The sequence below is a fragment of the Amycolatopsis albidoflavus genome (assembly GCF_039525725.1).
GTDB lineage: Bacteria > Actinomycetota > Actinomycetes > Mycobacteriales > Pseudonocardiaceae > Amycolatopsis > Amycolatopsis albidoflava.
Map to the genome: position 1 here is coordinate 461,009 of NZ_BAAAHV010000017.1, position 23,981 is coordinate 484,989.

Below are 23,981 nucleotides of genomic sequence, written 5' to 3' on the forward strand. Positions count from 1 at the left end.
TCTGAACCGGGTATTGCCGCTCACGACCCCTACACTCGCCACAGTGGACCCTGTCGGCCAGCTTCCCGCGGCACTGGCTCCGGTGTGGCAAGCGGTGCACGCCAGGCTCTCGTCCGGACTTCCGGTCAGCCGCGTCCGGGTCGGCCCGCTCGATTCCGAGCAGCAAACGGCCGTCGCCGACCTGCTCGGCTTGGCACAGTTTCCCGGCGAGTACACGAACATCGCCCTTGCCCGGCTGGACGAGACCCTTCGCGAGGCCGTCGGAGCCGGGGCGCGCGAAGTCGTCGCGAGGCTGGTCGGCCCGATCGGCAACCGCGCCGAGGATCGCCGGACGGCCGCTGAAGCCCGCGCGGGTCTGTGGGATTGGCTGGACGGCCATCCCGTGGTCACCGCGCAACCGGCCTTGCGGTCCTGGACTGCGGGCATTCGCCGGGCGGGCTTGATCGAGAGCTCGATCGAACGCACCCGGCTCGAACTCGAACGGGCGCTGCGCGTGCTTTCCGAACTGCCGGCCACGGGGGTGCCGCTGCCGGTATTCGCCGATTCCGTGCTCGACGCGACTCATGCGCTGGACGACGGCACCCGCACCGCGAATCTCGTCCTCAAAGCCCTGACCGCGATCTACGACGTGCCGCCGCCGGCGGACGCGCCGGAACGCCGAGCGCTGTGGGAACGAGCGGGCATCGCCGACGACGAACTGTCGTCAACCGTGCTCGCGGCCGGGCTCCGGCTCCCCGGCGACCACGTCGTCGGCCGGATCCTCGACGCGTGCGGCGACGCGGGAACCGCGGCGGTTTTGACGTCGCAGCAGCTCCGCGGCAGCAGGCTGACCGCCGCGCCGAGCGCGGTCTGGGTGTTCGAGAATCCCAGCGTGCTGGCCCTCGCGCTGGCTCGCTTCGGCAGGTCCTGTCCTCCGCTGGTGTGCACCTCCGGCTGGCCGAGCAGCGCCGGAGTCGCCTTGTTGAAGCAGCTGGCGAAACTCGGAACAGTTCTTTACTACCACGGTGATTTCGATGGCGACGGGCTGCGAATCGCCGCGAATGTCGTAGCCCGAACCGGTGCGAAGCCCTGGCGGATGACGAGCGCCGACTACCTCGCCGCGGTCGCCGACGGCCCTCCGACGGGACGGGCGACCCCGGTTCCCTGGGATCCGGAACTGGCGAATCATCTGGCTGAGCAAGGAAAAACGGTGCCGGAAGAGCGCGTCGCCGACAGACTTTTGGACGAGATCATCGAGCACCCGATCTCGCAGCCGGGTGCGCCGCGGCCGAACGGCTGAAGTGTCGGTGCCCTCCCGTACCGTTGCCGGTGACGATGGCAGGAGGACGCATGGACCCGATCCGTGTCCCGCCTGAGATGTTCCGCTTCACCAGCGGAGACCTGGCCGGGCTGTACGTGTCGGTGCTGCACGCTTTCGGCGAGGCGAACGAGCGGCTGGAGACTTCCCTCGGATTGGACGACGTCCGGGCCCGCCTGCGTTCGGTCGGCTGGCTCGACGCGCTCGAAGACGAGGAACTCCGGCGCGCGCTGGAACAGCTTCACGCGTGGCATCTCGTCGACATCGTCCAAAACCATTCGGAGAACTACCGCTCGGCCACCGAGTACGAGCGGCGCAACCTGCAGTATTCCCTGACGCGGCAAGGCGAAGCCGCGTTCGCCGGCGTCGTGCACGCGATGAGCATGCTCGCGTCGGCCGGAGCGCTGCAGACAGCGGTTCTCGACGCGATCGCCGACCGGCTCGCCGACCTGGCACGCGAACTGGACGCGGGTTCGGATCGCCGGGTGTTCACCACGCTGACCGAACTGGAAAGCCATCTCGAAGCGTTGCGCGCCAACACCAAGCAGTTCAACGGCGAACTGCAGCGGCTGCTGCGTTCGGAAGGAACCACCCTCGCCACCTTCCACGAGGTCAAGGCATCCACCGTGGCCTATCTCGAGGAATTCCTGACCGATCTGGAGCAGCGGAGGCACACGATCGGCGTCCGGATCCAGCGGGTCGAAGACCGCGGAGCCGGGCTGATGCACCAGCGCGCGCTGGCCGGGGCGGATCTCCCCCGGCTGTCGGGAGCCGATCCCGGTCCTGAATGGCTGGCGCGTCGCCGGGCTCGGTGGGACGGACTCCGCGCCTGGTTCCTGCCCTCGGACGGGTCGACGCCCCGGGCCGAGCACCTGCATGTCGTCGCCCGGCGCGCGATCATCACGCTGCTGCAAGTTCTCGATCGGATCACCGAGTCACGACGCCGGGCCAGCAGCGCGGCGGCCGATTTCCGCGAGCTGGCCAGGTGGTTCGCCGTCGTCCCCGCGCAGGGCGACCTGCACCGGTTGTGGTCGACGGTTTTCGGGCTCAGCCCGGCTCGGCACGCGCATCTCGCCCATCCCGATCCCGAGCTGATCAGTTCGAGCACGTCATGGGAAGAAGCGCCGCCGGTCGAGGTCTCCCCCTTGCTGCGCACCTCGGGGAAAACTGAACGGTTCAGCCGCACCGGCAAGGTCCGCGACGTCGCCGCGATCAAGGCAGCGAGGGCGGAACAGGCCCGTGCGGAGCGAGCCGAGCTGGAAGCCGCCTGGGACTTGCTCGACACCGGCGGGCCGATCCGGCTCTCCGCCTTCGACAGGCTCGACCACGCCGTGTTCGAAAGGCTGCTCGACCTGCTCGGCCGCGCCCTCGGAACCGCCCCGGGGCGAGGCGGTGTCCGCCAGAGCACGACTTCCGACGGCCGGATCGAGATTCTGCTTCGACCGTCGGCCGACGGTGCCGTGGCAAAGCTTTCCACTCCGCGCGGGCTCTTCCACGGCCCCGACTACGAGATCGAGATCCGCGCCGCGGGCAGCAGCCAGGCCCGCCGGGCGAGCGGAGGCGGCTCATGAGCCAGTTGGCGAATCAACTGGCCGCGGCCGAGCGCGAGGAGGTCTCGCTGGGAATCCGTCAGCTCCTCGCCGCCCCGCTGATCACCGAGCGCGGCAAGCCGGACGCGTTCGACCTGATCCGGCGGCGCGGCGAACCGATCCGGCAATGGTTCGACTACTACTGCGGCTGGCCCTTGACGATCGAGCCGAGGCTCGGTTACGCGCGCCTGGCCAAGGTGCGGGTAGCCGACGACCCGCGTCGACCGCTGCGCCGGCTCCGCTCCGGCAAAGCTCCGTTCGACCGGCGCCGTTACGTGCTGTTGTGCGTTACCGCGGCGGAGCTGCTCGCGACGCCGGTGACCACCATCGGGCTGCTCGCGAAGCGAGTGGTTCAAGCCACCGCCGCCGACGAAGCGATCACGACGCTGGACACCGCCAGCCGCGAAGAACGAAGGGCATTGGTCGACGTCCTCCGGCTGCTGGAGCACTACGGCGTCCTCGACGCGGTCGACGGCTCGACCGAAGCGTTCGTCGAATCGGCCGAAGCCAAGGTGCTGTACCAGATCGACGGCACGCTGGTGCTGCGATTGTTGTCCGCGCCGATCGGGCCTTCTCGTCTCGAAGTGCCGCTTGACGAAGTCGCGCTTCGCTTCGAGGAACTCCTCGCCGCGGTTTCCCGCGAACGTCGTTACGGCGTCTCCAGCGCGCACAGCGATCGCCCCGGGCAATCGGAGGTGCAGCGCAATCTGTGGCTCCGGCACTCGGTTTTCCGCCGGCTGGTCGACGATCCCGTGCTCTACTTCGATGACCTCAGCGATGCCGAACGCGCGTACCTCGCCTCGCCCACCGGACGGCAGCTGCTCCGCCGGGCCGCCGAACAAGGCGGCTTTGTCTTGGAAGAGCGCGCGGAGGGCGTGCTGCTGGTGGACGTCGAGAGCGTCGCGACGGATTCTCGGTTCCCCGACGACGCGGGCAACGCGAAAGTGGCCGCACTTCTCTTGCTGGAAACGCTCACTGGTCCGGTCACTGTCGAGCAGCTGCGGATCCAGGCGGGCGAACTGCTCAGCCGCTTTCCCCGATGGGCCGAGGGATATCGCGGTCCGGACGGCGCCGAGCGGCTGGCCGCCGACGCGATCGAGGTGCTGATGGCCTTCGGTTTGGCGCAGCTGTCTTCCGGAATCGCCCGGCCGCTTCCGGCGGCGGCGCGCTACACCGTCCGCGAGGCCCGGACCGCCGATTCCGAAGGAGCGTCAGGATGACGGTCACCGAACTCCCCCGGCATGCCGAGGACTCGTTCTCCCGTCCGGCGGACCGCTGGCGACCGGCGCGCGCCGGGATCCTGAACATCTGGCGGTACTACGACGAGGTCTTCGAATTCCACCACGGCCGGCTCCTGCTCCGGGGCCCGAACGGCAGCGGCAAGTCGAAAGCGCTCGAGTTGCTCCTTCCGTTCCTCTTCGACGCGAGCCTCCGCGCGAACAGGTTGTCCACGTTCGGCACCGGCGAGCGCACGATGCACTGGAACCTCATGGGCGAAGGCGCGACCGGCGTGACCCGGGTCGGATACGTCTGGCTGGAGTTCCGTTTCCCGGGAACCCCCGAGAGGCGGTTCACCTGCGGCGCACGGCTTCAGGCCAGTTCCCGCACCTCGGCCGTGCACCCGGACTATTTCACGACGTCCCAGCGGATCGGGGTCCCCGGCGGCCTCAGCCTGGTCAACGATTCCGGTCAGCCGCTGACCCGGCAGGTGCTCGAACAACGGCTCGGCGCCGACGGCACGCTCCACGGGAACGCGACCGACTACCGGGCCGAAGTCCGCACCACGCTTTTCCCCGGGCTGAGCGAACAGCGGTTCGACGCATTGATCCTCGCGCTGCTCCAGCTGCGCATGCCGAAGCTGTCGCAGCGGCTGGACCCGGGCATGCTGTCCGATCTGCTTTCCAAGGCGCTCCCGCCGCTGGGCCAGCAAGAAATCGCCGACCTCGCCGAAGGCTTCGAAAGGCTGGACAAACATCACGAGCGGCTGAAAGAGCTGGAGGAGCTGGTCGAATCGACCCGCGCGCTGGCCGCCCGGCAACGGACGTACGCCCAGCGAGTGCTGCGCGCCGGCGCGGGCGCGCTCACCTCAGCCACCACCGAGATGGAGAAGCGAGCCTCGACAGCGCACGAGTCAGCGGCCCGGTACGAAACCGCGACGCGGGAAAAGGAAGCCGCCGAGCAGCAGATCGAAGAACTGGCCAAGCAGATCCGCACCTCGTCGGCTCGCAAGACCGGACTGATCGAGAGCGAGGCATACCAGCGCGGGTCCGAACTGGACCTTCTTCGCAGGCGAACGGGCGAAGCCAAGTCCCGGGCGGAGCGGCTGCTGGCCGAGTCCAGCCGGAAGAAAAAGGCAGCGGAGGAAGACGAGCGAGACAGGAGCATCGCGGAACAAGACGTCCGCCTCCGGACGGAGCACGTACGGAACCTGGCCGACGAAACCCGGCAGGCCGCCGTACGCGCCGGGATGCCCAGCGGGCACGGCGAGATCGCGGCGCAGCTGGACGGCGACAACCCGGCCAGGGCCCGGCCGTTGCTGCGCGCCGCCGTGCAAAGCCGGGAGGAGCAGCTGCGGGCAGTCGAGGAAGGGCTGGACGGCCACGAGCGCGCCGTCGAGCGACGAGGCCAGGCGGAGGAGGAACTGGAGCAAGCGAGGTCGGCGTTCTCCGCGGCGAAGGAAGAACTGGATCTTGCCGCGGAGCAGCGGACAGCCGCGTTGGAACAGCTGCGAACCGATGCGCTCGCGTGGGCAAGTGCCTGCCGGGAACTGCCGTTTCCCGAGCCTGACCTGCTGCTGGACCTCCTCGAATCAGAGCGGGCGTTGAACGCCGAGGCGGAGCGCGCGGTCAACACGGCGTTGGAGGACATCACCCGGCAGGAAGCTTCCCGCGAAGCGCGGGCGGCCGAACTGCGGCGGCGACGGGACGACTCCGGCGCGGAGATCGCCCGGCTCCAGTCCGAGAAAGACCTTCCCCCGCCCGCACCGCCGACCCGCACCGCTGATCGAACGCGGATGACCGGTGCGCCGTTGTGGCGGCTTGTCGACTTCTCCGCCGCCAGTCCGGAGGGCGACCGTGCCGGAATCGAAGCCGCTCTCGAAGGCGCGGGACTGCTGGACGCTTGGGTCGGCTCGCGCGGAGAGGTCCAGGGACACGACGTATTCGCCGACCCGGACTCCTTGCCCGCGGCGGCCGGACGTTCGCTCGCGGATGTCCTTTCCCCCGAGCCCGACGGCGAGGTCCCTGCGTCCGTGATGCGCAGGCTGCTCGCTTCGGTGGGTTTCGGCGACGTGCTGCCGGCCGAAGGCCCCGCCGCGATCGGGGCGGACGGATCGTGGCGGCTCGGAAACCTCACCGGCAGCTGGCGCAAGGAGCGCCCGGCCTACATCGGCGCGGCTGCCCGCCGACGCGCTCGCGAGCTGCGGATCGAGGAACTGCGGAACGAAATTCTCCTGCTGGACAAGGAAATAGCCGACGTCGAGACGGAACTGTCCGCGCTGTCCCTACGCCGGGGAACCGTGCGCGACGAGCGAGCGAGCCTGCCTCCGCACACTGTCCTCAACGCCGCCACCAGGCAGTTCGACCGGGCGGAGATCGGGCTCGCCGCGGCCGATCGGCTCGTGCGCGAGCGCATCGATCGGGTAGGCAGGCGAGAACGCGAGGTCGCGGATGCCCTGCGAACGCTGACCGCCTGTGCCGCCGAATACGGGATGCCCGCCGAACGGGCCGCGCTGGCGAATCTCGCCTCGGCCACCCGTGCGTTCCGCACCGCGTGCGAGAACTGGCTGGAAAGCCACGACGGACTGCGCTCGGCGCGGCAGGTGCTCTCCTCTTTGGCCACGCAGGCGGACCGATCTGCCGGCGATGCCCGTCAGCGGGCAGAAGAAGCGCGGGAAGCAGAGGAGGAGTACCTGGAGCTAGCCGCGACCCTCGAGGCAGTAGACAGCACCGCCGGCGTCGAGTATCGCGAGGTCGCGGCCAAGATCGAAAAGCTTCGCGTACACCTCGACGAACTCGAAACCGCGCGGAAGTCCACGCAAAGCCGGCATACCGAGTTGGCGATCGAGGTCGGGGAATGGCGCAACCGCCAGGAGACAGACGCGGCCGAACACGAAAAAGCGGTGGCCGACCGCGATGCGGCAGCGCTCCGCTTTCGCAGGCTGGCGTCCGGGGTGTTCCCCGCGGACAGCGGCCTGAACGACCTTGAGCGATTCGAGAGTTTCCTCGATTCAAGCGACGGCGTGCGCGCCGCTTTGGATGCCGCTCGGCTGGTAACCGCTGCCTGGCCGAGTGTCCCGCACTCCCAGAGCAACATCGGCGACGCGCTGCACCGGCTGTCCGAGTCCATGCACACGTGCCGGGACGTCCTCCACACCCGTGCCGACCTCGACCTCGAAACCGACGAGGACGTGCAGATCTTCACCGCCGTGGTGGACGGGATCCGGGTCGGAGCGGCCGAACTGCTGAAGATCCTGCACGCAGAAGCCGAGGAAAGCCGCCGCGAGATCACCGAGCGGGAACGAGAACTGTTCGACCAGACGCTCACCGGCGACACACGACGGCACCTCGCCGCGCGGATCCGCCAGGCGAACGAACTGGTCGAAAACATGAACAACCGGCTGGAGCAGGTGCGCACCGCGTCGAAGGTCGCGGTCCGGCTGGTCTGGCAGGTCGCCACCGACCTTCCGCCCGGCACGAAAGCGGCCCGCGACCTCCTGCTGAAAGATCCGGTCCGGCTGACCGCGGCCGATCGGGAATCCCTGCACCAGTTCTTCCGCGACCGGATCGAGGAGGCCAAGGCCGACGACACCGCCACCGGCTGGGAGCAGCAGCTGGCCAAGGTCTTCGACTACACCGCTTGGCACCGGTTCGTGGTGAAGGTCGACCGGGCCAACGGCGAGGGCTGGCAGCCGCTGACCCGGAAACTGCACGGCGCGCTGTCCGGCGGGGAGAAGGCCATCGCCCTTCACCTGCCGCTCTTCGCCGCCGTCGCCGCGCATTACCAGGCCGTGCCGGAGGCGCCCCGGGTCATCCTTCTCGACGAGGTCTTCGTCGGCGTCGACACGACGAACCGCGGCCAGGTGTTCGCCCTCTTGTCCGCCTTGGACCTGGATCTCATGCTCACGTCCGACCACGAATGGTGCGTCTACGCGGAACTCAGCGGGATCGGGATCCACCAGCTCATCACCGGCGCCGACGGCGACGACGCGGTCACCACTGCCCGCTTCACCTGGGACGGACACCAGCTCCGGTCGATCGACGCGGAGTGACCGCGGCTCGCTGACCGCTCCGCCTGCGGATTCACCCAGCCGTGGCAACTTTACATTTCATCGCCTCTTGTCAATCGAGGTGTACATGTCTTACCGTCATGTAAAGCCAGCCAACGGAGGAGGGCGCGATGAGCGAGATGACCGGCACGGTGCCGCTGGGGTCGACCGAACGCTGGACCGACAAGAAGCGGTACCTGTGGCTGATCGGGCTGGTCGTGCCGTCGCTCGCGTTCCTCGCGATCGGCCTGCACGCCGCGACCGGCTGGGGCGTCTGGTTCTGGATCGGGCCGATCGTGATCCTGGCGATCGTGCCCGCGATCGACCTGGTCGCCGGCCTCGACCGGAGCAATCCGCCGGACGACGTGATCGAACGGCTCGAACAGGACCGCTACTACCGGTGGATCACCTACCTGTTCCTGCCGATCCAGTACGTCGGGTTCGTCTTCGCGTTCTGGCTGATCGCCCGCGGCGAACTGTCCGTTGTGGACAAGATCGGCCTCGCGATCTCGATCGGCTGCATCGGCGGGATCGGCATCAACACCGCGCACGAACTGGGCCACAAGAAGGAAAGCCACGAGCGCTGGCTGTCGAAAATCGCGCTGGCGCAAAGCTTTTACGGGCATTTCTACATCGAGCACAACCGCGGGCACCACGTGCGTGTCGCGACTCCGGAGGACCCGGCGTCGAGCCGCGTCGGCGAGAGCTTCTACCGGTTCTGGCCGCGCACGGTGTTCGGTTCGCTGAAATCCGCGTGGGGCCTGGAGCGCAAGCGTTACGCCCGCCGCGACAAGCATCCGTTCCGGATCGGCAACGACGTGCTCAACGCGTGGCTGATGTCCGCGGTGCTGTGGGTGGCGATGGTGGCGTGGCTCGGCGTCGGAATCCTGCCGTACCTGGCGATCCAGGCGGTGATCGGGTTCTCGCTGCTGGAAGTCGTGAACTACATGGAGCACTACGGGATGCGGCGGCAGAAGGTCGGCCCGCCGGAGCGCCGCCGGTACGAGCGCGTGGATCCCAGTCACAGCTGGAATTCCAACAACATCGCGACCAACGTCCTGCTGTACCACCTGCAGCGGCACAGCGATCACCACGCCAACCCGACGCGCCGCTACCAGACCCTGCGCGACTTCGCCGAATCTCCGGTGCTGCCGACCGGGTACGCCGGGATGATCGTGCTCGCGCTGTTCCCGCCGCTGTGGCGGCGCGTGATGGACCAGCGGGTGCTCAACCACTTCGAAGGCGACATCAGCCGGGCGAACATCCAGCCGTCGAAGCGGGAGAAAATCCTTGCCCGGTATGGATCTTCTGCTCACGAGACGGTGGCCGTGCCGGACGACGTGCGCGGTGACGCCAGCGAAGGCGGCATGTGCCCCGGCTGCGGATACGTCTACGACGAGCAGCGCGGCGACCCGCGCGAAGGCTTCCCGGCCGGTACGCCATGGTCGTCCATTCCGGACAGTTGGTGCTGTCCCGACTGCGGCGTAAGGGAAAAGGTCGACTTCGTTGCTCCCGGAAGGATGAGTGTGTGATGCGGATCGAAGCGGATTTGAACAAGTGTGACGGCCTGGGCATGTGCGAGGCGATGGCTCCGGACTTCTTCGAGGTGGGCGACGAGGGCACGGTCGTCGTGCTCGACGGCAACCCCGGCGAGGAGCACCGGACCGACCTCGCCGCAGCGGTCGACGCCTGCCCGGTGCTCGCACTGAAACTGGTGTCATGACGCTCGCGGTGGTCGGCGCCTCGCTGGGATTGCGAGCAGTCGAATCGGCGCGGCGGACGGGATACGACGGCCGGATTGTGCTGCTCGGCGCGGAGGATCGCCTGCCGTATGACCGGCCGCCGCTGTCGAAGGCTTTCCTCGCGGCGGACGGACCAGTTGCGGTGGAACCGTTTCTCGGCGCGGACGACCTGCGTGACCTCGGCGTCGACCTCCGGCTGGGAACTCCCGCGACCGGACTCGACCCGATCGCCCGGGAGATCCACACCGGCGACACGACAGTCCCCTACGACGCAGCGGTCATCGCTACCGGAGCCGCCGCCCGAGTCCTTCCGGACACCGAGGGGATCTCCGGCATTCACTCCCTGCGCACCGCGGACGACTCCGCCGCCATCCGGTCCGCATTGGACAGTGGTGCTAGGACAGTCGTGATCGGTGCCGGTTTCATCGGTTCGGAAGTCGCTTCAGCCGCGCGCAAACGCGGCCTGCCAGTGTCCATTGTGGAAGCGCTCGACACTCCTTTGGTGCGCGCGGTCGGCCCCGAGGTCGGTGAGGTTTGCGCGGATCTGCATCGCGCGGCGGGCACCGACCTCCGGCTGGGCACCAGGGTCACCGGCTTCGCGTCGCAAGATGGCGCGGTGACCGGCGTGCAGCTGTCCACCGGTGAAACTCTCCCAGCCGACCTCGTCGTTGCGGGAATCGGCGCGGAACCGGCCACCGGCTGGCTGCGCGACAGCGGACTCCTGCTGCACGAGCGCGACGGCGGCATCATCTGCGACGGCACCCTCGCCGCCGCGCACGGCGTCTACGCGGCCGGCGACGTCGCGCACGTGGCGAACGCGCTGTTCGACGGCGAGCTGATGCGGCTGGAGCACTGGACGAACGCGGCCGAGCAGGGTGCGGCCGCGGCTCGGCACGCGCTGGACCCCGCGAGCGCGCGGGTGTTCAGTGCCGTGCCGTATTTCTGGTCCGATTGGTACTCGCACCGCATTCAGTTCGTCGGGACGCCGCGGGCGGACGAGGTCGTCGTCGCGGTCCCGGCCGAGGACGGCTTCACCGCCCTGTACCGGCGCGGCGACCGGCTCGTCGGTGCGTTCACCGTCGACCGGCCGCGCGACATCATGAAGTACCGCAAGCGGATCGCCGCGCGGGCGCCGTGGTCCGAGGCAGTCGCTTTCGCGCTCGAAACGGCCGCCTAGAATGACGGCTATGAGCGTGCTTCCGGTGCCCGCGGGCGGCCAGTACCGGCAGCCCATCATCACCGCCGCCATCGAACTCACCGCGAAATCCGGCTGGTCCGCGGTCACCATGGCGCGGCTGGCCGATCTGGTCGGGGTGAGCAGGCAGACCGTCTACAACGAGATCGGCTCGAAAACCGCGCTCGCCGAGTCGATGATCTCGCACGAGCTGCGCCGGTTCCTCGCGGTCGTGAGCACCGCGTTCGACCGGCATCCGGACGACCTGGTCGAGGCGATCTACGACGCGGTCCGCGCGGTGCTCGAACTGGCCGACGACAACATCCTCTTGCGCGCCATCGCCTCCGCGACGCACGGCACCGACAACGAATTCCTGCCCCTGCTGACCACCCGCGCCGGCACCCTGCTCACCGAAGCGAAAGCCGTCCTGCGCGGCCGGGTCCGCAGCTACGCCCCGCCGTTGGACGACGGCCAGCTCACCGTGGTCATGGACCTCGTCGTGCGCACCGTGCTGAGCCACGTGATGCAGCCGTCCGGCACGCCCGCCGAGACCGCCGACGGCCTGGCCTGGGTCGCTACTCGCGTGCTCGGCACCGCCCCGTCGGCGTCGATGCGCACCCGCTCGTAAACGAGATGCGCGTTGGTGGGCGCACGTGTCAGCCTGCCGCGCGTGAACCGTGAACGACTTTCCGCACTCGCCCACACCCGGCACCCCATCGCGTCCCCGATCAGCGACGACGAGGTCCAGCGCCTGCTCGACCGCAGCATCCCGCACGAGGACGCGGCTGTTTTGGACCTAGGCTGCGGCGGTGCCGAATGGCTGATCCGCGCGCTCGCCGCGTACCCGAAACTCCGCGCCGTCGGCGTCGACACCTCGGAATTCGCCCTCTCGCGCGCCCGCGCCGCCGCCACCGAACGGGGCGTCGCCGACCGGCTGACCCTCCATCAGCAGTCAGCCACCGAATTCCCCGCCACCGCCGAATTCGACACCGTCCTGTGCATCGGCTCGACCCACGCCTTCGATGGATTGACCGACACCCTCGCCGCGCTGCGCACCCACGTCCGCCCCGGCGGCCGCGCCCTGATCGGCGACGCCTACTGGGAATCCGAGCCCACCCCCGCCGCGCTCGAAATCTTCGGCGACCTGCCCGACCTGCCCGAACTCCTCGACCAGGTGATTTCCGCAGGCTGGACGCCGACCCACGGCCACACCAGCACCCGCGGCGAACTGGACGCCTACGAATGGTCGTGGACCGGCAGCCTCGCCGAATGGGCCCTGGACCACCCGGAAGACCCCGACCAGGCGGAAGCCCTCGCCGCCGCGGCCACCCACCGGGACGAGTGGCTCCGGGATTACCGGCACTCGTTCGGCTTCGCCTGCGTCGTGCTGCGCGCTTGACAAAACTTCTTGTCAATGCCACGTTCGGACCTGACCCCAACCTGCGAAAGGGCGCTCCGATGACCGACCTCGTGCCGTTCCTGATGTTCCAGAAGCGCGACGCCGCCGAGGCGATGGCCTTCTACACCTCGCTGTTCCCCGGCGACTCCGTGCTGTCCGAGCAGCGTTACGGCGCCGACGGCCCCGGCCCGGAGGGAACGATCGTGATGGCCGAGTTCACCGTCGCCGGGCAGCGCGTGCGGTGCAGCGACAGCTTCGTCCAGCACGCCTTCGACTTCACGCCGTCGACCTCGCTGTTCGTCACCGTCGACTCGGCCGACGAACTCAAGCGCATCTACGAGGCCCTCGGCGAGGGCGGCGGAACGCTGATGCCGCTCGACGACTACGGCTTCGGGCCATTCGCGTGGGTCAACGACCGGTGGGGTGTGTCTTGGCAGTTGAGCGCCAAGGGCTGAGGCGCTGACGGAAGGGGGCCGCGGCGTTGGACCTGCGGAGAAGTGAGCCAGTCGCCGCCGCCGGTGAGCTTGCCAGCCGGTTGCTCGCGGACGCCCGGGTCGTGATCGTCGGCGGCAGCGTGCTGGCCGACCGGCGCACGCCGACGTCCGATCTCGACCTCGTGGTGATCACCGAGCCCCGCGACGCCCCGTACCGGCATTCGTTTCGCTGGGAAAACTGGCCAGTGGAAGCGCTGGTGCACGACGAAGAGGCCCTGCGGGCCTACTGCGCCGACAATCTGGCACGCCGCTGGCCCGGAATCCCGCGACTCATCGCCGAGGGAGCGCTCGTAGCCGATCGCGACGGCCTCGGCACCCGGCTGCAGGCCGAGATGCGGCAACGGCTGGCCGAGGGCCCCGCCGCCGCGACGCCGGACGAACTCGACGCTCAGCGGTACGAACTCACCGACCTGCTCGACGACCTGACCGGAGCCGGCGACCCGGCCGAGATCGCCTTCATCGCCGTTCGGGTGCTGACCAAGACCGCGCAACTGGCTCTGCTGGCCGGACAGCACTGGCAGGGCAGCGGCAAATGGCTGTGGCGCGAACTCCACGACCACGACCCCCGGCTGGCCGGACGACTGGCCGCCGCCGCGTCCGATGCGCCACGGCTCGGCGCTGTCGCCCGTGCGGTGCTCGACCTCGCAGGCGGACCGCTGCAGGACGGATACCGGGTCACCGACCCTCGCCTTCCCTGACCGGAGGAGCCAGCAAGATCCTCGTACGGTTTCTTTTTGCGATCGCTAACCACAAGAGATCCGCAGCTCGAGAGCAATTCTCCACACTATTGACTCACCGACAGATACCTCGAAAGGAATACGCCCCGGTTAACCACGGACGGGTTAAGCGGAGGTATTCAGACACCGCTAGAGTGGGCTTTGGGAGGTTGGCAATCAGCCGGAGGGGGGCCGATACCGCATCCCGGGGCCAGTCGTTCTACCTGCGGTAGTCCGCTGAAGCGGAGCTGCGCGGGGCGAACGGCTGGCCCTTTTCGCGGTCCTGCGGAAACAAGAGCCACGACAGTGCGGGAACCACGGTTTCCGATACGTAAACCCCGGCCGTGGAGAATCGCGGTAGCGGAATTCAGGCGGCGCGGTTCCGGTACAGCCACCACACATCCCGGCCGAAAGACCAGCTCAGCGCAACCACCGCAATCCCCGCCAAGACCGTCGGCGCGAGTCCCGCGGCCGCGGCGGTCAGGGCGATTCCTTGCAGGGCCGCGACCGCCTTTCGTGCCCAGCTCGGGCGCAGCGGGGCTCGAAGCCACGGCCACAGCCGGGCCGCCGCGACGAAGGCATAGCGCATCAGGCCGATTGCCAGGACCCAAGGGCCGACGTTCGTGGCGACCAGGACGCTCAGCACCAGGATCAGGAACGCGTCCGCTTCCATGTCGAAGCGGGCGCCCAGCGCGGAGACGGTGCCGGTGCGGCGGGCGACGTGGCCGTCTAGTGCGTCCAGGGCCAGGGCGACCGCGGCGATGGGGATGATCAGGGCCAGCTGCGGGTGCCCGCCCAGGCGATCGGCTACCAAGGCTGTCACGGTGCCGATCAGGGCCGCTCGGGCGAGGGTCACCTGGTCGGCGGGGCCCAGCCGGTAGACGCGGATCCGCCAGGCGCCCTGGGTGAGCAGCACTAACAGGCCGAGGAGGTAGGCGACGCCGACGGCCCAGCCGGCGAGGCCAAGGCCGGTCGTGACGGTCAGCAAGGTCAGCAGCGCGAGTTGCGCCAGCAGCGCGGGGGCCTGCTGGACGACAGTTGAACCCAGCTCGGCCGGGGTTCGTGTACAGGTGGAGACAGCCATTTCGCCTCGATCCGGCAGCAACGGAGGACAACCTTGACACGGGCGGTGCGGGCTTTCTGGTTCACTTCGGCCGCGGGCGGGGAGGTCCGATCAGCGCAGGTGGCTGCTCCGCGAGCCGACGAAGTGCTGGTCCGAACGCGATTTTCGGCGTTGAGCCGCGGTACGGAAAGTCTCGTATTACGCGGCGGCGTGCCCGCGAGTCAGCAGGACATCATGCGCGCGCCGTATCAGGAGGGCGACTTTCCGTGGCCGGTCAAGTACGGCTACCTGAACGTCGGCGAGGTCCTTTCCGGACCGGCGGAGCTGACTGGCCGCACGGTGTTCTGTCTCTACCCGCATCAGACCGAGTACGTCGTGCCCGCCTCGGCGGTCACGGTGGTGCCGGACGACGTCCCCGCGGCGCGGGCGGTGCTCGCCGGGACTGTCGAGACCGCGGTGAACGCGCTCTGGGACGCTGCGCCGCTGGTCGGCGACCGGATCGCAGTGATCGGGGCTGGAATGGTCGGCTGCAGCGTCGCGCGGCTGCTGTCGCGGTTTCCCGGCGTGGACGTCCAGCTCGTCGACCCCGATCCGGACCGCGCGGAGGTCGCGGACGCGTTCGGCATCCGTTACGCCACCCCGGAAACCGCGACCGGCGACCTCGACCTCGTGGTGCACGCCAGCGCGACCGACGCCGGTCTCGCGCGTTCGTTGGAGCTGCTCGGCCGCGAGGGCACGGTGGTCGAGCTGAGCTGGTACGGCGACCGTCAGGTGTCGGTGCCGCTCGGCGAGAACTTCCATTCGCGGCGGCTCACCGTGCGCGGCAGCCAGGTCGGCACCGTCTCGCCTGCTCGCGCCGCGCGGCGCAGTTACGGCGACCGGATGGCGCTGGCGTTGCGGCTGCTCGCGGACCCGGCGTTCGACGTCCTCATCACCGGCGAATCCGCCTTCGCCGAACTGCCGGACGTCGCGGCACGACTGGCGGACGGAACTCTGCGCGGACTGGCGCACCGGATCACCTACCCGTAAAGGAGAACGCGTTGTTCAGTGTCACCGTGCGCGATCACATCATGGTCGCCCACAGTTTCCGCGGCGAGGTTTTCGGCCCGGCGCAACGCTTGCACGGCGCGACGTTCGTGGTCGACGCGACGTTCCGGCGGTCCGAATTGGACTCGGACAACATCGTCGTCGACATCGGGCTCGCGACCCAGCAGCTGGGCACGGTGCTCGCCGACCTGAACTACCGGAATCTCGACGACGAACCCGATTTCGCCGGCATCAACACCTCGACGGAATACCTCGCCAAGGTGATCGCCGACCGGCTCGCGGACCGGATCCATGCCGGGGAACTCGGCGAGAACGCGCGGGGGCTGGCGCAGATTTCGGTGACCCTGCACGAATCCCACGCCGCTTCCGCCGGATACGAGCGTTCCTTGTGACCACAGTGGACTCTTCCGGTTACGCGCCGGAATGGCTGAAGCTCAGAGAGCCCGCCGACACCGCGGCCCGGGCGGCCGATCTGGTCGCCTTGCTCCCGCGCAGTCCGGCAGTCATCCGGGATCTCGGCTGCGGCACCGGGGCGATGGGACGCTGGTTGAGCGGTCGTCTTCCGAAGCCGCAACGGTGGATTCTGCACGACCAGGACCCGCGGCTGCTGGAGATCGCCGCGCGCAGCCTTCCGCCGGGCGTCAGCGTCGAGACACAGCAAGCCGACGTGACCCGGCTGGACATCAGCGACACTTCGTTAGTGACAGCTTCCGCGTTGCTGGATCTTCTTGCCAAGGAGGAGATTCAGCGGCTGGTGCAGTCCTGTGTGGATGCTCAATGCCCGGCGTTCCTCACTTTGTCCGTGACTGGATCCGCTCACCTCACCCCCGCGGACGCCGTAGACGAAGCGCTCAACGAGGCCTTCAACAACCACCAGCGCCGGGACGGAAAGCTCGGCCCGGAAGCCGTCGCCTTCACCGCGGCGGAGTTTCAGCGGCACGGCTGGACAGTCCACACCAGACCGTCGCCGTGGCGGCTCGGGCCGGAACACCGCGAACTCATCGACACCTGGTACCGCGGATTCGTTGCCGCGGCACAAGAACAAGACCCGACGCTGGCATTGCCCGAGGACCGGCAGATCACCGAGGTCACCGTGCACCACCAGGATCTACTCGCTCTCCCCTGACTCCCGTCGCGCCCGGGCCCGGCGTTTGCCCTCGTGCATCGCCGCGACCCGGGCGACCGGGATCGTGTGCCCCTCGGCCACGAGATCCGCCGGAAGCTCCTGCGGCTCCGGCAATTCCTCCGCCCACGGATCAGCGCTCCCCAGCAGCCCGATCGCGGTCTTCACGGTGAAATCCGCCGGTTTGACGTCGTCCGCGTCCGCCCAGCGAACCGGGAACGACACCGGCGCACCAGGCCGGATCCGCGGACTGTAGACCGCCGCCACAGTGGCCCCGCCCGCCCGGGTCGAATCGAGGAACACCTTGCCGTGCCGGTCTTCCCGGATGAACGCCGTGGTCGCCAGCTCCGGGTCGATCCGCTCCGCTCGCGCACCGACCGCGCGCGTCGCCGCCGCGACGTCCTCAAAGGACAAACCGGGAACCAGCGGCACGAACACATGCACACCCTTGGATCCGCTGGTCTTCAACGCACCGGCGAGCCCGACGTCGGCCAAGGCCTGCCGCACCAGCCGGGCCGCCGCCACCGCGACGCTGAAATCCGCACCCTCCGGCGGGTCGAGGTCCATGATCAGATCGGTCTGGCCGACCGGCTCCACTCGCGTCAGCGCGGGATGCAGCTCGACCGCGCGCTGATTGCCGAACCACAGCAGCGTCCGGCGGTCGTTGCACAGGCCGTAGGTGACTGTCCGTTGTGAACTCTCCGCCCATAGCTTCGCCCGCGGCACCCACTCCGGCGTGTACTTCGGCAGGTTCTTCTGCATGAACGCGTCCTGCCCGCGCAGCACCCGCATCACCGACAGCGGACGGTCGCGCAGCACCGGCAGCAACCGGTCCGAAACAGCGTCGAAGTAGTCGACGAGGTCGCGCTTAGTCACCCCGGCGTCGACGAACAGCTCCTGGTCGAGGTTGGTCAGGGAAACCCCTTCGCGCACCTCATCCGCTTTGCTCATGCTGCCTCCGCGGCAGGGATTACGTCGACAGTGGCCATGCATCAACCCTTGCCGACCACCGCATCCCGGTCAACCGCTTAGACGAGCGGTTTTCCCTTCCGCAACCGCCGCCGGAAGTCCGCGAGGCAGGCGTCATACGGGAATCGCCGCACGCGCAACGGAAGCCGTTCGACCATTCGGCCGATCCCGCGCGTCAGCCGATCGAACCGGCGCTGATCCGCGGCCGACCACGGCAGCCGCATCTGTTCGCGGAAGACCTCCGGCAGGAACCCGGTCGTCACGAAGCGGTGGAACCGTCCGAAGAGGAGCGACAACGGCCGCGGCAGGAATTCCAGGTTCGCGATGGCCGTGAGGTACTCCCGCATCGGGTCGTCGATGTCCACTTGGGCCAGTCCGTCCGCCCAGTACGCGGCGAAGTCGTCCGGCCAGTCCTCAGGACGCACCTGCAGCGTCGTGCCCAGCGCCGAGGCCTCGGCGTACCACGATTCCGGCGCGGGCCGGCCAAGAAACGCGCGGTGCACGTCCTCGACGCCATGACACAGACAGGCGGCGACCCACAGCTGCAACTCCCGGTCGAAAGCGCGGTACTGCACCGGACTCGCGTCAGTCGAAACCACCTGCGCGTGCACCGCGTTCACCGCTCGCCGGTACGCCGCCCGGTCAGCGTCCGTGCCCAGCACGGCGACCGCGAGGTAGGTGACAGTGGTGCGCGTGCGCTTCAGCGGATGCTTGAAGAGATTCCCGGAATCGACGCGGCTTTCCATCACGCCGTACCCGACCGCGGGCCGGCCCAGCTGCATGATCACGTTCGCGCCGCCCGCGAGCAGGCTGACGCCGAGCATGCCGTCCTGGAGCATCCGTCCAGGGGAACGCCTCCGTTGACACGTTGTCAAGAGCTGTCAGGCACGCACGATCCGCACGTCCGCCACCTCCAGCAGCCCGTCCAGGTGCACCCGGGCCCGCGTCTGCGCCGGGTCGACGACGAGCCCGTCGCGCCGGACCAGGTCGAGTATGCGTTCCGCCAGCGGAAGCACGAGGTGCCGTCCCCAGCAGCGTTCATTGCTGTGCCCGAAGGGCAGGTAACCGGGGTGGCTGTCCGGGTCCAGCGCGGCCCAGCGGCTCGGCCGGAACTCGTCGGGCGCGTCCCACAGTTCGGGGTCGCGGTGGCTGAGCAGCGGCAGCAACAGAACGTCGTCGCCCGGGCCGATCCGGGCGTCCACCTCGGTGAACTCCGGCGAACGCACCCGCAGGATGTTCCACGACGGCGGCAGGAGACGGAGCGCCTCGTTGAGCACGTACTCGGTCGGCACGTCGTCGTCGAGCGGCGAACTGAGCCACAAAGCGTTCGTGACCAGCGCGGCGACGGTGAAGCAGATCGGCCCGGCCACGCGCCGGTAGAGGTACATCGCGAAACGGCGCTGCTCGAAGGTGTCCGCTTCCAGCACCATCCGCGCCAGAGTGGACAGCGCGACCTCGGGCGCGGGCCGTCCCCAGAGCGCGGCACCGGTGGCGACCGCGGCCCAGGTGATCTTCGGCGTGAGCTCCAGCCGCCGGTCGACGAGGACGCGGAACCGCCGTTGTTCGCGGCCGAACACCAGGTCGCGCAGGTAGTTGTGCGGCACGGCGGGCCAGGTTCCGGCGAGGTCGGCGCCGTCGAGCGGCTTCTTGAGCGCGGCCCGCACGTCCGCGCCGACCGCCCGCATCAGCGCCGACGATTCCGGCCGCGTAACGACCCGGCCGCGCACCGGCTTGAACGTCGGCCGCTCCTCGGCATTCGCCGGACGGCTGCGCAGCAGTGCGTCCATCAACTCGGCCCCGGCGACGCCGACCGTGTCCGGTTCCAGCCGAAAGAAGGATTTCCCCCGATAACGGTCGAACAGTTCTTGAATCCGCGGCGCGAATACCACCTGCCGCACTTTGTTCCGTTCAGCGGGAATGGTCACCTAACAACTCCTCGTGAGCGGCGGTACCGGCCGGTACCGGGAATTCCGGAACCGGCCGGTGCCGCCCTGATGAGACCGTCAGATCCAGCCGTACCAGGCGTAAGACTTCAGGCTCTTGCTCGGGAGGGCCTTGCGCACGAGACGAACAAGCTTCACGGAAATGCCTCCGTCTTCTCGGGAAGTTCGACCGCACTCGCGGCCGATGCCGACAGTACGACGAATTCCCGGGAATTCACGAGAAGACAACCTGAACGGCCCACTGCGGTCGTTCTGTTTGGGAGCGCCAGGTCGTCGGTTCGGGAATTCCGGCCCGAATTCCTTGGCGCATCCGCGGCGGCGTCGGTATCCTTCGCGCCCTGCTAAAGCACCGACTGGGCGAACTCGATGAGCGCCCGAGCGGCGGGCCCAGCCGGACCATCGGACCGCCACGCCAGCGCCAACTGTCCCCGCAACTCCGGCCGCAGTCGCAAAGTGTGCAGCTCTTCGGCGTAATAGCGAGCCAGCGACAACGGGACCAGCGCCACGCCAAGACCCCGCATCCCGAGCTTGGCCAGCACGTTCGGATCGCTCGCCTCGATCGTCACCCGCGAATGCAGCCCCGCCGCGGCGAAGCCACGGTCCAGCACGCCGCGCATGCCAGTGCCCTTCGGCAAGCAGATCAACGACCGTTCAGCCAGCTCAGCCAAGGTGACCGAGTCCCGATCAGCGAATTCGTCCCGCAGCGAGGTGACCGCGACGAGTTCCTCGTCAAGCACGATCTGGGTAGTGAGCCCGGCGGGTACGCCATCAGCCAGGCCGATCACCGCGGCGTCCAGCCGTCCTTCGCGCAGTGCGTCCACCATCAGGTCGGAATTCGCTTCACTGAGCGTGATTTCCACGCCGGGGTAGCGCTCGGCGAACTCGGCAAGGAACTCCGGCAGCTCGACCGGCCCGAGTGAAGTCACCATCCCCATCGACACCTGACCGCGCACCAAACCCTCGTGCTCCGCGACCGTCTCCCGCACCGCCGCGACCGCCGCCAACGCGGCCCGAGCGTGCGGCAGAGCGGCCTCGCCGACCCCGGTGAGCCGTACTGTGCGGCCGGACCGATCGAACAACGGCTGCCCCAGCTCGCGTTCCAACCGCCGGATCTGCGCGCTGACCCCGGGCTGCGCGACGTGCATCCGGGCCGCCGCACGGGTGAAGTTGGCTTCCTCGGCGACCGCGACGAAGTACTCGAGCTGATGCAGTTCCATAACCAGTCATTCTAGCTGCTGGAACTAGTATCTCTTGGACTTATCGCCGAGCAGCCAGCAGGCTGAAGGCATGCAGACGTTCACCCCTGACCAGGCTGGTTACCGCGGAGAGATCGCCGGATTCCAGACCGGCATCAGCTCCACCCCGCAGCTGGTCGTCGCCGCCGCCAGCGCGGACGACGTCGCGGCAGCGGTCCGGCTCGCGGCCGAGCGCGACCTGCCGGTTTCCGTGCAGGCGACCGGACACGGCCTGCGCGCGCCGGCCGAGGGCGTGCTGATCTCGACGCGCCGAATGACCGGCGTGACCGTCGACCCGGACCGCGCTGTGGCGCGCGTCGAAGCCGGAACCACCTGGGGCAGCGTCATTACCGCCGCCGCGGAACACGGGCTCGCGCCGCTGAGCGGTTCGGCGCCGGGCGTCGGCGTGGTCGGCTACACCCTCGGCGGCGGTTTCGGTCTCCTCGGCCGGCACTTCGGCCTGGCCTCGGACCGCGTCCGCTCCGCGGAGATCGTGCGGCCCGACGGAACCCGCACGACCGGCCCGATCGACGCCGGGATCGTGACGTCGCTGGAGTTCGGTCTGGTCCCGGTGACCGAGCTGTACGGCGGCGGCCTGTACTTCGACACCGCCAAGATCCCCGACGTCCTGCGCACCTGGCGCGACTGGACCGCCGATCTGCCGGACACTGTCGGCACCTCGGTCGCGATGCTGCCGTACCCGGATCTGCCGATGGTGCCGGAACCGTTGCGGGGCAAGCACATCGCGCACATCCGCGTGGCCTATCTCGGCACCGGCGGCGACGAACTCGTCGCGCCGCTGCGCGCACTCGGCCCGCTGCAGGAAACGCTCTCCACGATGCCGTTCACCGACTCCGGCAAGATCGCCGCGGAACCGCCGAACCCGCACTCGTACCTCGGCGACAACCGCGTGCTGCCGACGCTCCGGGACGACGTGCTGAGCACTGTGCTCGACCACGCCGGCCCGGACGCATCCGTGCCGACCGTGCTGATCATCGACCTGCTCGGCGGCGCGTACCAGCACTCCACAGCACCGGATTTCACCGCCGATTCGCGCTACACCGTGCGCGCGCTGTCGGTGATCGAGCCGGACGCGGCGACCATTCAGGCCGCGCACGCCAAGCTCTTCGCTCCGCTGGATCCGATGTCGACTGGACGGCTGCGGAGCTTCGTCTACGGACAGCCGCTGGGCTGAGTCAGCGCTCGAGAACGAAGACCGGGATCACGCGCTCGGTCTTCTTCTCGTAGTCCGCGAAGCCCTCGGCGTGCGCGACCATCCCGGCGTACAGCCGGTCGCGCTCGGCGCGGTCTTCCACGAGCTTCGCGGTCGCCGGGAACTTGTCGGTGCCGATCTCGACCGTGACGGCCGGGTTGGCGACGAGGTTGTGGTACCAGTCCGGGTTGGTGTCCGCGCCGCCCTTGGACGCGACGATCACGATCCGGTCGCCGTCGGTGGTGTACACCAGCGGGCTCACCCGCTCTTTGCCGCTCTTCGCACCGATGTGCGTGATCAGCACCATGTTCTTGCCCTCGAACATGCCGCCGACCTTGCCCGCGTTCGCGCGGAACTCGTCGATGATCTGCTGGTTCCAGTCCGACATCGGAGAACTCCCCTGTTGATGATGTAACAACAAACCTAGGATCGCGCGAATCGGGCTGTCAACACACGCGCAGGTACTGTCGCGACATGGTCACCGAGCCCGGCCCGACCCTGGACGACGGGGTCCGCGAACTGCTGCTTCTCATGCCCCGTCTCGTCGGGCGCGCGAAGCGGACGCCGCCGCCTCCGGAACTCGACGACGTCACGCTCGCGCCGCGGCATCTGTCGCTCCTGGCCTATCTGTTGTTCGACGGCCCGATGACGGTCAACGAACTCGCCGGGCGGCTCGAAATCGCGCCCACCACAGCGAGTCTGATGGTCGGCGACCTCTCGCGGCAAGGCGTCCTGGAGCGCACCGAGGACCCGGACGACCGGCGGCGCACCATCGTGAGCATCCACGCGGACAAGCGCCCGGCGGTCGACGCGTGGCTCGCGCGCGGGGCGAAGGCGTGGCAGGCGGCGTTGGCGCCGTTGAGTCCGGGCGAACGGGCCATGGTGATCAAGACGCTCAAGGTGTACGAGCAGTACGGGTCGTGAGTGTTTATGCCGGTTAGAACCGGCATTGTCACTCACGAGGCGACTAGCCACTGCGCCTGCGGTCCCGCGCATTTCTTCGGCCAAGCCGCGTCGTGCTGGTACCACCAGGCTTCGCAGGCCCGCCCGTCCGGCAGCGTGTATCGCGGCGGCCCCGGCACGCGGCGCAATCCGGCGGCTTCCAGCGACCGGCCGCTCGCGACGTTGCCGACCTCCGCGCCCGCGCGCACCCGCGAAAGCCCGAGATGTTCGTGCGCCAGCACGAGACCGGCGGCGAACAGGTCGCGGCCGAATCCCTGTCCGCGATACTCCGGCGCGAGATAGCCGCCGGTTTCCGGGCCGCCGTCCTCGCCCGCGTGCACGCTCACGAGCCCGGCGCAGCGGCCCGCCACGAGATCGATCGCGACGACGTCCACCGAATGCGGGTCGGGCGTGGTCCAGTCCGGTCCGGTGCCGGGGAGGACGCGCAGCGCCTCGGCGCGCATCGGTTCGGCCACCACGGAGTCGGCCAGCCAGCCGAGCCAGCGTTGCGCCGCCGGATCGCTGCCGCCCGCGACCGCCGCCGCGTACTCCCACGCGGTGGGGGTGCGGAAAAGGAACCGGCCGAACGCGAAGGCGTGCCCCCGGCGGTCGCAGGTGCGTTTCGCCATCAGCCGTCCGCAGCGGGTCAGCCGGCTCACCAAAGGTGCATTGCTCACAAACGCCATCGCGCCGGAAATGCTACCCCTCGCCGGTTGAGCCGGTTCGCGGCCGAGGGGCTCGCGGAAACCTGTCTCCGCCGCGGCGGCGG

Annotated in this window: 24 protein-coding genes; 16 read left to right on the forward strand and 8 right to left on the reverse strand. The window is 68.9% G+C overall.

The genetic code is table 11. The features are described from left to right. Positions 1-43: 43 nt before the first annotated feature. From ABD156_RS29720 to ABD156_RS29770, 11 genes are all read left to right on the forward strand, one after another. Complete coding sequence (locus tag ABD156_RS29720; protein ID WP_344281004.1) at positions 44-1,279, forward strand: TIGR02679 family protein; 1,236 nt, start codon at positions 44-46, stop codon at positions 1,277-1,279. Positions 1,280-1,329: 50 nt separating this feature from the next. Continuing rightward, positions 1,330-2,868: a TIGR02677 family protein gene (locus ABD156_RS29725; RefSeq protein WP_344281007.1), complete on the forward strand. Its 1,539-nt coding sequence runs from the start codon at positions 1,330-1,332 to the stop codon at positions 2,866-2,868. Further along, the gene (locus ABD156_RS29730; protein WP_344281010.1) at positions 2,865-4,106 is read left to right on the forward strand and encodes a TIGR02678 family protein; all 1,242 of its coding nucleotides are present in this window, start codon (positions 2,865-2,867) and stop codon (positions 4,104-4,106) included. The genes ABD156_RS29725 and ABD156_RS29730 overlap by 4 nt, the downstream gene beginning before the upstream one ends. Then, positions 4,103-8,155, forward strand: coding sequence for a TIGR02680 family protein (locus tag ABD156_RS29735; protein WP_344281013.1), 4,053 nt, complete (start codon positions 4,103-4,105; stop codon positions 8,153-8,155). The genes ABD156_RS29730 and ABD156_RS29735 overlap by 4 nt, the downstream gene beginning before the upstream one ends. A 128-nt stretch (positions 8,156-8,283) precedes the next feature. Beyond that, the gene (locus ABD156_RS29740) at positions 8,284-9,684 is read left to right on the forward strand and encodes a fatty acid desaturase (protein WP_344281016.1); all 1,401 of its coding nucleotides are present in this window, start codon (positions 8,284-8,286) and stop codon (positions 9,682-9,684) included. After that, positions 9,684-9,875: a ferredoxin gene (locus ABD156_RS29745; RefSeq protein WP_067576490.1), complete on the forward strand. Its 192-nt coding sequence runs from the start codon at positions 9,684-9,686 to the stop codon at positions 9,873-9,875. The genes ABD156_RS29740 and ABD156_RS29745 overlap by 1 nt, the downstream gene beginning before the upstream one ends. Next, positions 9,872-11,071, forward strand: a complete 1,200-nt coding sequence (locus ABD156_RS29750; protein WP_344281021.1) for an NAD(P)/FAD-dependent oxidoreductase — start codon at positions 9,872-9,874, stop codon at positions 11,069-11,071. The genes ABD156_RS29745 and ABD156_RS29750 overlap by 4 nt, the downstream gene beginning before the upstream one ends. A gap of 1 nt (position 11,072) precedes the next feature. Then, positions 11,073-11,696: a TetR/AcrR family transcriptional regulator gene (locus ABD156_RS29755; RefSeq protein ID WP_344281023.1), complete on the forward strand. Its 624-nt coding sequence runs from the start codon at positions 11,073-11,075 to the stop codon at positions 11,694-11,696. A 42-nt stretch (positions 11,697-11,738) separates the two neighbouring features. After that, a complete protein-coding gene (locus ABD156_RS29760; RefSeq protein ID WP_344281025.1) occupies positions 11,739-12,467 on the forward strand; it encodes an SAM-dependent methyltransferase in 729 nt (242 codons plus the stop codon). A gap of 59 nt (positions 12,468-12,526) precedes the next feature. Continuing rightward, positions 12,527-12,922, forward strand: coding sequence for a VOC family protein (locus ABD156_RS29765; RefSeq protein WP_344281028.1), 396 nt, complete (start codon positions 12,527-12,529; stop codon positions 12,920-12,922). Between the two features lie 26 nt (positions 12,923-12,948). Continuing rightward, positions 12,949-13,659, forward strand: coding sequence for a nucleotidyltransferase domain-containing protein (locus ABD156_RS29770; RefSeq protein ID WP_344281032.1), 711 nt, complete (start codon positions 12,949-12,951; stop codon positions 13,657-13,659). A gap of 385 nt (positions 13,660-14,044) precedes the next feature. On the opposite strand, the gene ABD156_RS29775 is transcribed toward ABD156_RS29770, so the two are convergent. Then, a complete protein-coding gene (locus tag ABD156_RS29775; protein ID WP_344281035.1) occupies positions 14,045-14,761 on the reverse strand; it encodes a CDP-alcohol phosphatidyltransferase family protein in 717 nt (238 codons plus the stop codon). Between the two features lie 33 nt (positions 14,762-14,794). On the opposite strand from ABD156_RS29775, the gene ABD156_RS29780 reads away from it, so the two are divergent. From ABD156_RS29780 to ABD156_RS29790, 3 genes are read left to right on the forward strand one after another with little or no spacing between them, the layout of a single operon-like run. Further along, a complete protein-coding gene (locus ABD156_RS29780) occupies positions 14,795-15,769 on the forward strand; it encodes a zinc-dependent alcohol dehydrogenase (protein ID WP_344281038.1) in 975 nt (324 codons plus the stop codon). Positions 15,770-15,780: 11 nt separating this feature from the next. Beyond that, on the forward strand, positions 15,781-16,179 hold the full coding sequence (locus tag ABD156_RS29785; RefSeq protein ID WP_344281041.1) for a 6-pyruvoyl trahydropterin synthase family protein: 399 nt from the start codon (positions 15,781-15,783) through the stop codon (positions 16,177-16,179). Next, on the forward strand, positions 16,176-16,913 hold the full coding sequence (locus ABD156_RS29790; protein WP_344281044.1) for a class I SAM-dependent methyltransferase: 738 nt from the start codon (positions 16,176-16,178) through the stop codon (positions 16,911-16,913). Before ABD156_RS29785 ends, ABD156_RS29790 begins: the two co-directional genes overlap by 4 nt. Here the strand turns inward: ABD156_RS29790 and ABD156_RS29795 are convergent. The 5 genes from ABD156_RS29795 to ABD156_RS29810 all read right to left on the reverse strand — a co-directional run bounded on the left by ABD156_RS29795 (position 16,896) and on the right by ABD156_RS29810 (position 21,039). Further along, the gene (locus ABD156_RS29795) at positions 16,896-17,861 is read right to left on the reverse strand and encodes a DNA polymerase domain-containing protein (protein ID WP_344281047.1); all 966 of its coding nucleotides are present in this window, start codon (positions 17,859-17,861) and stop codon (positions 16,896-16,898) included. The two genes, ABD156_RS29790 and ABD156_RS29795, sit on opposite strands and share 18 nt — an antisense overlap. Before the next feature lie 77 nt (positions 17,862-17,938). After that, a complete protein-coding gene (locus tag ABD156_RS29800) occupies positions 17,939-18,718 on the reverse strand; it encodes an oxygenase MpaB family protein (RefSeq protein ID WP_344281050.1) in 780 nt (259 codons plus the stop codon). Between the two features lie 42 nt (positions 18,719-18,760). After that, positions 18,761-19,804: a cytochrome P450 gene (locus tag ABD156_RS29805; RefSeq protein WP_344281052.1), complete on the reverse strand. Its 1,044-nt coding sequence runs from the start codon at positions 19,802-19,804 to the stop codon at positions 18,761-18,763. A 78-nt stretch (positions 19,805-19,882) separates the two neighbouring features. After that, the gene (locus tag ABD156_RS47880; RefSeq protein WP_352268552.1) at positions 19,883-20,233 is read right to left on the reverse strand and encodes a tryptorubin family RiPP precursor; all 351 of its coding nucleotides are present in this window, start codon (positions 20,231-20,233) and stop codon (positions 19,883-19,885) included. Beyond that, positions 20,164-21,039 carry a LysR family transcriptional regulator gene (locus ABD156_RS29810; RefSeq protein ID WP_344281055.1) on the reverse strand — a complete coding sequence of 292 codons (876 nt, stop codon included), beginning with the start codon at positions 21,037-21,039 and terminating at the stop codon, positions 20,164-20,166. The genes ABD156_RS47880 and ABD156_RS29810 overlap by 70 nt, the downstream gene beginning before the upstream one ends. A gap of 70 nt (positions 21,040-21,109) precedes the next feature. Between ABD156_RS29810 and ABD156_RS29815 the strand changes: the two genes are divergently transcribed. Next, a complete protein-coding gene (locus tag ABD156_RS29815) occupies positions 21,110-22,252 on the forward strand; it encodes an FAD-binding oxidoreductase (protein WP_344281058.1) in 1,143 nt (380 codons plus the stop codon). Between the two features lies 1 nt (position 22,253). Here the strand turns inward: ABD156_RS29815 and ABD156_RS29820 are convergent, their stop codons facing one another. Beyond that, a complete protein-coding gene (locus ABD156_RS29820; protein WP_344281061.1) occupies positions 22,254-22,658 on the reverse strand; it encodes a nitroreductase family deazaflavin-dependent oxidoreductase in 405 nt (134 codons plus the stop codon). Positions 22,659-22,744: 86 nt separating this feature from the next. On the opposite strand from ABD156_RS29820, the gene ABD156_RS29825 reads away from it, so the two are divergent. Next, the gene (locus ABD156_RS29825; protein WP_344281064.1) at positions 22,745-23,194 is read left to right on the forward strand and encodes a MarR family winged helix-turn-helix transcriptional regulator; all 450 of its coding nucleotides are present in this window, start codon (positions 22,745-22,747) and stop codon (positions 23,192-23,194) included. 32 nt (positions 23,195-23,226) lie between these two features. Here the strand turns inward: ABD156_RS29825 and ABD156_RS29830 are convergent, their stop codons facing one another. After that, positions 23,227-23,898 (reverse strand): GNAT family N-acetyltransferase, encoded by a 672-nt coding sequence (locus ABD156_RS29830; protein WP_344281067.1) that lies wholly within the window; start codon positions 23,896-23,898, stop codon positions 23,227-23,229. Positions 23,899-23,981: the final 83 nt, after the last annotated feature.

What these genes read in the sequence shown, in the direction of transcription:
- ABD156_RS29725 (WP_344281007.1), top strand. Translation starts at nt 1,330, where the DNA reads ATGGACCCGATCCGTGTCCCGCCTGAGATGTTCCGCTTCACCAGCGGA.
- ABD156_RS29730 (WP_344281010.1), top strand. Translation starts at nt 2,865, where the DNA reads ATGAGCCAGTTGGCGAATCAACTGGCCGCGGCCGAGCGCGAGGAGGTC.
- ABD156_RS29735 (WP_344281013.1), top strand. Translation starts at nt 4,103, where the DNA reads ATGACGGTCACCGAACTCCCCCGGCATGCCGAGGACTCGTTCTCCCGT.
- ABD156_RS29740 (WP_344281016.1), top strand. Translation starts at nt 8,284, where the DNA reads ATGAGCGAGATGACCGGCACGGTGCCGCTGGGGTCGACCGAACGCTGG.
- ABD156_RS29745 (WP_067576490.1), top strand. Translation starts at nt 9,684, where the DNA reads ATGCGGATCGAAGCGGATTTGAACAAGTGTGACGGCCTGGGCATGTGC.
- ABD156_RS29750 (WP_344281021.1), top strand. Translation starts at nt 9,872, where the DNA reads ATGACGCTCGCGGTGGTCGGCGCCTCGCTGGGATTGCGAGCAGTCGAA.
- ABD156_RS29755 (WP_344281023.1), top strand. Translation starts at nt 11,073, where the DNA reads ATGACGGCTATGAGCGTGCTTCCGGTGCCCGCGGGCGGCCAGTACCGG.
- ABD156_RS29765 (WP_344281028.1), top strand. Translation starts at nt 12,527, where the DNA reads ATGACCGACCTCGTGCCGTTCCTGATGTTCCAGAAGCGCGACGCCGCC.
- ABD156_RS29775 (WP_344281035.1), bottom strand. Translation starts at nt 14,761, where the DNA reads ATGGCTGTCTCCACCTGTACACGAACCCCGGCCGAGCTGGGTTCAACT.
- ABD156_RS29795 (WP_344281047.1), bottom strand. Translation starts at nt 17,861, where the DNA reads ATGAGCAAAGCGGATGAGGTGCGCGAAGGGGTTTCCCTGACCAACCTC.
- ABD156_RS29800 (WP_344281050.1), bottom strand. Translation starts at nt 18,718, where the DNA reads ATGCTCCAGGACGGCATGCTCGGCGTCAGCCTGCTCGCGGGCGGCGCG.
- ABD156_RS29810 (WP_344281055.1), bottom strand. Translation starts at nt 21,039, where the DNA reads ATGGAACTGCATCAGCTCGAGTACTTCGTCGCGGTCGCCGAGGAAGCC.
- ABD156_RS29815 (WP_344281058.1), top strand. Translation starts at nt 21,110, where the DNA reads ATGCAGACGTTCACCCCTGACCAGGCTGGTTACCGCGGAGAGATCGCC.
- ABD156_RS29820 (WP_344281061.1), bottom strand. Translation starts at nt 22,658, where the DNA reads ATGTCGGACTGGAACCAGCAGATCATCGACGAGTTCCGCGCGAACGCG.
- ABD156_RS29825 (WP_344281064.1), top strand. Translation starts at nt 22,745, where the DNA reads ATGGTCACCGAGCCCGGCCCGACCCTGGACGACGGGGTCCGCGAACTG.
- ABD156_RS29830 (WP_344281067.1), bottom strand. Translation starts at nt 23,898, where the DNA reads ATGGCGTTTGTGAGCAATGCACCTTTGGTGAGCCGGCTGACCCGCTGC.